Genomic DNA, 7,475 nt, shown 5'->3' with positions numbered 1-7,475 from the left:
AAAAGAGTCAATGTGAATTTGGTTGATGGGGTAGAACTAAATGTTAAAAAACTTAGAGACGACCGAACTGAATTTGGGCTTATTGAGTTTGTCAAAAATTCGAATGGACAGTTTATTTGTGAAGCAGAAGTTGAAAAGATGTCCAAATCCAAATACAATACTGTTAACCCAAACGATCTTTGCAATAAATATGGCGCCGATACTTTTAGAATGTATGAAATGTTTTTGGGTCCTGTTGAAGCCAGCAAGCCCTGGGACGATAAAGGCATTGAAGGCGTACACCGCTTTTTAAGAAAGCTATGGCGATTATTTAATGATGAACTAAAAGGTAAAGTTTGGAAAGACGAAAAAGCAACCGATGCCGAATTAAAAATTTTACACCGCACCATAAAAAAAATTGAAGAAGATACCGAGAAGTTTTCTTTTAACACCGCAGTAAGTGCATTTATGATTTGTGTAAATGATCTGTTTGATGCCAAGTGTTATAAAAAAGAAATTTTAGAACCTTTGTTAATCTTATTGGTGCCATATGCACCTCACATTGCAGAAGAATTGTGGCAGCAATTGGGTAATGAAGGGACAATATTGGATGCGGCATATCCAACCTTCAATCCTGCATTATTGGTAGAAAGCAGTAAAGAATACCCGGTTTCTATAAATGGTAAAGTAAGAACCAATATCAATCTCTCTTTAGATCTGCAACAGGCGGATGTTGAAAAAATTATTGCCGAGAATGAAGTGGTGCAAAAATGGCTGGAAGGTAAGGAGCCAAAGAAAATTATCTATGTAAAAAATAAGATGATAAATGTGGTGGTGTAAAATTTTGAATACTATTTTTACAAAGCCGGTGAATTGTTCACCGGCTTTGTTTATTTTACAATAACTATTTTAAGGTTCAGGTATTTTTTCAAAAAAAAATTTAAAATAGTTGTCCGGATTGAAAATCCCCGTTCGTCATTAGTAAAATCATTCTAAATTATTAAAACAACAATTATGGAAAAGTTCATGCTTATTTTTCAGGGAATTAAATCTGCCGAACAACCCTCTGCACAGCAAATGCAGGAAAATATGGGTAAATGGATGGCCTGGATAGATAAACTGGCCAAGGCAGAAAAATATGTTAGCGGAGAACCACTGCAGGCTACCGGAAAAATTATTACCGGCAAAAACAAAACTGTTACAGATGCTGCATTTGCCGAAGGAAAAGAAATTATTGGTGGCTATTTTATTGTAAATGCAAATGATTATAACGAAGCCGTTGCATTATGCGATGACTATCCTGATTATGCAACAGGTGGTACAGTTATCATAAGGCAATTGATGAAGATGGATATGCCTCCGGCTTAATTACTTTTATCAATGCCTCATCGTTTTAAAATGAGGCATTGATTTAAAATATCTTCTTAATAAATTGCAGAAAAGATTGCATTGGAAAATTCTTCACCAATAGAACAGGAAGTAGAACACCTCTTTCGCCATGAATGGGGAAAGCTGGTGGCTGTGCTTACCAAATTATTTGGTCCGCAAAATTTACAACTGGCAGAAGACGTAGTGCAGGATACTTTACTTAAAGCATTTAATAACTGGAAAATAAATGGGCTTCCGCAAAATCCTTCAGCATGGTTATTTACTGTTGCCCGTAACAAAGCGGTAGATGTATTGCGGCAGCAAAAAAGAAAAGAGGAGTTTTCTAAAAGTATTGCAGCATTGCTTCAGTCAGAATACACACTGGTGCCAACAATACAAGATATCATTAATACCAACAGCATTGAAGACGATCAGTTGCGGATGATGTTTGTATGCTGCCATCCTTCTCTTTCCACAGAAGCGCAGGTGGCACTTATTTTAAAAACCCTTTGCGGTTTTAGTGTTGCTGAAATTACCAAAGCATTTGTTACAGGTTACGATACCATTGAAAAAAGATTGTACAGGGCAAAGCAAAGTTTTAGGGAAAATAATGTGCAATTTGAATTGCCTTCTGCAGCGGAATTAAACAGCCGTTTAGATAATGTGCTGATGGCAGTTTACCTTTTATTTAATGAAGGCTACAATTCCACACAACATAATAATTTAATACGAACTGATCTGATGCAGGAAGCTATACGCTTGTGTGAATTAATTTGCCGCAGCTCAATCGTAAGTCATTCTGGTGCCCATGCATTGATGGCGCTGATATACTTTACTGCATCACGAAATGAATCAAGGCTGGATGCTGATGGAAACATATTATTGCTGCAGCAACAGGACAGAAGTAAATGGAACATTACATTGATACAAAATGGTATTCATCATTTAGAAGCATCTGCCGCAGGCGAAACAATAAGTAAATACCATTTAGAGGCCGGCATTGCTTACGAACATGCAAAGGCAGAAAATTATAAGGCCACTAATTGGGAAAATATTCTGCAATGCTACAACCTGTTATGTAAATTATATCCCTCGCCTGTGGTGGAATTAAACCGTGCCATTGTTATCAGTGAATTATATGGGCCGGCCGATGGTATAAAAGCTATCGAAGCCATTACGCAGCTTTCTTCTCTTAAAAAATATTACCTGTTGCCCGCTACCTTAGGAGAACTTTACCTGCAGTTACAACAATTTGATAAAGCCCGGCATTACTTTTTGGAGGCAATTGCATTAACACATGCTGCCAGCGAAAAAAAATTATTACAGCAAAAAATAATGCAGTGTTGCAGTTAATTTTTTAAATCTGCCTTTAACAGGATACTTTCTGCAATACATATTGCAGTATTTTTATTTTATAAATAATATGCGGCTGGTATTATTTTTTTTGAACAAAATAAATGTAAGGTTGTTATAAAATAAAAACCATCTTATGGCAAATGCTACAATAGAATTAGTGAATGCATTAAGAGAAACTGCCCGCCGTTTGCGTAATGGGGCTAATTATTCATGGGGGCATCATGGAGCCTGCAATTGTGGTAACCTGCTGCAGGTGGTTACGCATTTAAGCGAAAGTGAAATACGGCAGTATGCACATACTGCAAATGGCGAGTGGACAGAATTGGCACAGGAATTTTGTCCGGTTACCAATGCACCACTCACATTAGTTATTACAAAGCTGGAAGTATTAGGGCTAACACCCACCGACATTCACCACATAGAATATCTTACTGACAGGGAAGTATTGAAAAATTTACCCGGAGGTTTCCGCTGGCTAAAACGTAATAAAAAAGAAGATGCCATAATTTATTTTGAAACTTTTGCAAATTTGCTGGAAGAAAAATTACTAAGCGACATTCACATTAATATCAACAGTATTGTACCTGCAAAAAAAATGGTAACGGCAGCTGCAGAAATTATCTTTGATTGATTTTATAAAATGAGTTTACTTTTAAATTATTCATCCTAATTTACCTGCATGCGTTTTGAGTTTGGTTTTTACAGTTCGATGCTGCTCATATTTTTTGTACATGGTATTGTGTATGCTTTATTGCTTTTTAGAAAAGGTATAAAAAATGAAAGTGCTTCCGATAAATGGCTGGCACTTTTTTTATTGCTCTGTGTTTTATACATTGCCCCCTGGATGCTTGGTTTTGGTGGATGGTACGATAACCAGCCTTACCGGGATATTTTATTTTATACTCCTCTGCAGCATTTGTTTTTTATGGGGCCGGTGATATTTTTTTATGTGCAAAGCCTGCTTAATCCTTCTTTTAAATTTGGTAGAAAAGAATGGCTGCATTTGCTGCCGGGCATTTTGTATTTGTTGTACAGCCTTGTAATTATTGTTACAGATAAAATTATTTTAAAGAAATATTATTTTTTAGCTGATGGTATGGATAGAGATTTTGATGGCTGGTATCAAAAATCCGGTCTTATTTCTATGGTACTTTACTTTATTATTTCGCTCAGGTATTATAAACTATATAAAAAATTAATGGTGCAGGTAATAAGCTATGCAGATACTGTTTTGTTTAAATGGGTAAAAAATTTTCTGTTTGCTTTTTTATTGATGCAATTGCTGCAGGTAGTCTTTTATATTTTCAGTTTTATTTTTCCGGCACTCGATTCTTATATCGGCAGCTGGTGGTTCTTCTTCTCTTTTGCGATTGTTTTTTATTACATCGCTATTACCGGTTATTCCAATTCTATTGAAACAAAAGTGCCTTTTAAGCTTAACCTTTTAACTTATAAACCTTCTTTACTGTTAGAAAATTTTTACCCTGAAAATAGTACTGATACTTTTATTGAAGATGCAGAAATTATAGAAATTGAAAAAGGTGAAACCGAAAAAAAACCGGATATAGATTTATTGGATGAATGGAAATCTAAGATTTCCGTTTTGTTGGAAAGCGAAAAAATTTACGAAGACCCGGAGCTTTCATTAACTCAGGTTGCCAAACAACTTAAAACAAACCCTTCTTTATTGTCTAAAATAATTAATCAGGGCTTTCAGTTAAACTTTAACGACTTTATAAATAATTACCGGATAACAGCAGTTAAAGAAAAATTGCAGGCTGGCGAGCAAAAAACACAAACACTTTTAGGTATTGCTTACGATTGTGGGTTTAACAGCAAAGCCACTTTTAACCGGGCTTTTAAAAAAGCTACGGGAGCAAGTCCGAAAGAATGGTTGAAAAAAAATGAATGATATTTTTTAAAGTTATCGCTATTCATCAACAGCTTACTTAATTTGATACCGCCTCATCATAATTTGAGGCGGTTTTTTTTCTATGATACCTTTTTAACTGGGCTCAAATCATCTTTTGCAGCGACTGCCACCTTACACCGAACCATCTTTGTGTTATCAAACCAAAATTTTTTTATGAAACAGTTGTTCTCCCTTTTCATCAGCCTTTTTTCTTTAACGGCTTTTGCCCAGCAAAAAGATAGTTTGCCACAAAAAGATACCAGTTCGTTTAATCAAACAAAAAAATTAAACGAGGTAGTAGTTACTTCAAAAAAACCTTTTATAGAGCAGCAGATAGACAAAACGGTTGTAAATGTACAGGCGGATATTACAGCAATCGGCAGCAATGCTTTTGAAATTTTACAAAAAGCACCCGGCATAAATGTAACTGGCGAAGATGTAATAAATATGAGCGGTAAGGCTGGGGTAAATGTATTAATAGACGGACGCCCTACACAAATGAGCCCTAAAGAACTGGCAAATTTTTTACGGAGCATGCCCGGCAGCACTATCGAAAAAATTGAACTTATCACCAATCCTTCTTCCAGGTTTGATGCACAGGGCAATGCCGGTATCATCAACATCAGGCTTAAAAAAAATAAAATAAAAGGTACTAATGGCAATATTACAGCAGGTTATCAGCAGCAGGTGCATTACCGCAGCAACGGGGCCTTTAATATTAATCACCGCAAGGAAAAAATTAATGCCTTTGCCAACGTAAGTGTAAATAATAACCTGCAGCATACCGATGGAGTTATCAGCAGGAACGTGCTGGTGGGTAATGTTATAAAAAACTTTAATAATGTTACTACCGATATTGATAGAAATTTAAGCAACAACACAAGATGGGGTATTGATTTTTATAAAAACAAAAGAAACACTTTCGGTTTTTTATTTACCAGCGGCAGCAACCGCAACCCTTTTAATACACCGGGCATTACCAATATCAGCAGCAATGGTAAAATTGATTCTTCCTTAATAACCACCAATGATAACTTGTATAAAAACCACCGCTACAATACCAATTTAAATTATAAGTACGAAGATACTTTGGGCAATGAGTTAAACATAGATGCTGATTACACTTATTTTAAAAATACCAATATTACTAATCTTGCTACCGATTACTTAGATCAATCCAATACAAAATATAATTACACTGCCAATAATTTAGATGTGGCTACCAAAATAAATATTTATGCGGTAAAGGCAGATTATGTAAAGCAAGTTAAAAAAATAAATGCAAAAATTGAAACCGGATTTAAAGTAAGTAATGTAACTACTAACAATAATTTATTTGCTGCTTCATTAAATGGATCTGTAATGAAGGCCGATACCGGAAGAAGTAACCAATTTAATTACAAAGAAAATATTTATGCTGCTTATGCAAATTTTGGCAGGCAAATAAAAAAGTTTGAGTACCAGGTTGGTTTTCGGTTAGAAAATTCGGCAGTAAAAGGCACATCGGTTAATTTAAGAAATACAAAAATTAATAACCCCGATACTAACTATATCAATATTTTTTCCACAGCATTTTTAAGCTATAAAATAAATGATAAAAATATGTTTGCCCTGTCTTACAGCAAACGCATTAACCGCCCCGATTATCAATCCTTAAATCCTTTTGAAACCATTTATGATATTTATACTGCTGAAAAAGGCAACCCTTTTTTAAAACCGCAGTACACTAATAATTTCGAAATAAAATATACTTACCGTTATGCATTAAATATTGCATTGGGTTACAACCATACTACAGATTACAGTCAAACTATTACCACACAAACCGGGCAGCAAACAACTGGCACGTCTGCAAATATTGGCAGTTTAGATAATGGCTACTTAAACATTAGTGCCCCATTGCCCATTACAAAATGGTGGGAAGGTTATGCAAACATTACCGGTTTTTTCAATTATTACAAAGGGGTTTTGCCCAATGGCATTTTAAATGAAAAAACTTTTGGGATGAATTATTACATACAGCAAAATTTTACACTGGGCAAAGGGTGGAGCACTCAGGTAAGCAGCTGGTTTAATGCCGCTACCAAAGAAGCCATTTTTAAAAGTAAATCTTTAGGCAGTTTAGATTTGGGTGTAAGAAAAAATATTTTAAAAGCTAAAGGTTCCTTGCGTTTATCTGCAGCAGATATTTTTAATACACAACGCTGGAAGCAAAAGGTGCAATTTGCCAATATGGATTTTAGTTACCGACGCAAATGGGAAAGCCGTGGAGTTAGATTGCAATTTAGCTGGAGCTTTGGTAAAACAAGTTTTAAAGAAAGAGAGCGGGAAACTAACCAGGATGGTAACAGGATAAAAGTAAAAAGTTAACCCTAAATACAATTTCAAAACCATTTTGTTTGTGACTGATACCAGCAACCACAATTGTTAATCTAATGATTGTTATGCGTACCTTTAAGAAATGAAAAGTGCTTTAGAAAATGTTTTACAAAAACACCAGCCCGATTTTTGCCCTGTTATAAATTTTAATGCTGCTAAAGAAAAAATTGCACCCATTAATTTATCTAAAACCAATACTGAGTTAACAGAAGAAATTTACAGTGATACCAAAAGTTTTTCAGGTTATATTGATAACATAAGGAAAGAGCAGGTTGCCAAATTTTTAATTGGCGGTTATGCAGAGTTGAGGGATATGTACAAACGCAGTTTGCTTTTTGATGAAGAAAAAAAGTACGGCATTGAAAAGCCTGTAGCCGAAGAACCGAGGAGGTTACATATTGGTACAGATATTTGGGGCGATGCAGGTACAAAATTATTTGTACCTGTGGGTGGCATGGTACACAGCTTTGCATTTAATAAT

6 protein-coding genes and 1 pseudogene are annotated in these 7,475 nt (G+C 35.2%); all 7 read left to right on the top strand.

What is annotated here, in order from left to right; translation table 11 throughout:
* On the top strand, nt 1–819 hold an 819-nt coding region (locus tag ACY65O_RS07780; protein ID WP_462220288.1), incomplete at its 5' end, for a class I tRNA ligase family protein.
* 174 nt (nt 820–993) lie between these two features.
* Nucleotides 994–1,347 carry a YciI family protein gene (locus ACY65O_RS07775; RefSeq protein ID WP_462220287.1) on the top strand — a complete coding sequence of 118 codons (354 nt, stop codon included), beginning with the start codon at nt 994–996 and terminating at the stop codon, nt 1,345–1,347.
* 81 nt (nt 1,348–1,428) lie between these two features.
* Nucleotides 1,429–2,700 carry an RNA polymerase sigma factor gene (locus tag ACY65O_RS07770; protein ID WP_462220286.1) on the top strand — a complete coding sequence of 424 codons (1,272 nt, stop codon included), beginning with the start codon at nt 1,429–1,431 and terminating at the stop codon, nt 2,698–2,700.
* Nucleotides 2,701–2,836: 136 nt separating this feature from the next.
* Entirely contained in the window at nt 2,837–3,334 is a 498-nt protein-coding gene (locus ACY65O_RS07765; RefSeq protein ID WP_462220285.1) for a hypothetical protein, read from the top strand.
* A gap of 48 nt (nt 3,335–3,382) precedes the next feature.
* Nucleotides 3,383–4,615 (top strand): helix-turn-helix domain-containing protein, encoded by a 1,233-nt coding sequence (locus ACY65O_RS07760; RefSeq protein ID WP_462220284.1) that lies wholly within the window; start codon nt 3,383–3,385, stop codon nt 4,613–4,615.
* 174 nt (nt 4,616–4,789) lie between these two features.
* Nucleotides 4,790–6,985 carry a TonB-dependent receptor domain-containing protein gene (locus ACY65O_RS07755; protein WP_462220283.1) on the top strand — a complete coding sequence of 732 codons (2,196 nt, stop codon included), beginning with the start codon at nt 4,790–4,792 and terminating at the stop codon, nt 6,983–6,985.
* A gap of 91 nt (nt 6,986–7,076) precedes the next feature.
* A pseudogene (locus ACY65O_RS07750) lies at nt 7,077–7,475 on the top strand (peptidoglycan DD-metalloendopeptidase family protein); the annotation flags it as partial.

The organism is Ferruginibacter sp. (genome assembly GCF_031430955.1).
Taxonomy (GTDB): domain Bacteria; phylum Bacteroidota; class Bacteroidia; order Chitinophagales; family Chitinophagaceae; genus Ferruginibacter.
This window is presented reverse-complemented; position numbering and strand designations above follow the sequence as displayed.

Excerpts from the sequence above, each read along its gene's own strand:
- ACY65O_RS07775 (WP_462220287.1), top strand. The coding sequence starts at position 994 with ATGGAAAAGTTCATGCTTATTTTTCAGGGAATTAAATCTGCCGAACAA.
- ACY65O_RS07765 (WP_462220285.1), top strand. The coding sequence starts at position 2,837 with ATGGCAAATGCTACAATAGAATTAGTGAATGCATTAAGAGAAACTGCC.
- ACY65O_RS07760 (WP_462220284.1), top strand. The coding sequence starts at position 3,383 with ATGCGTTTTGAGTTTGGTTTTTACAGTTCGATGCTGCTCATATTTTTT.
- ACY65O_RS07755 (WP_462220283.1), top strand. The coding sequence starts at position 4,790 with ATGAAACAGTTGTTCTCCCTTTTCATCAGCCTTTTTTCTTTAACGGCT.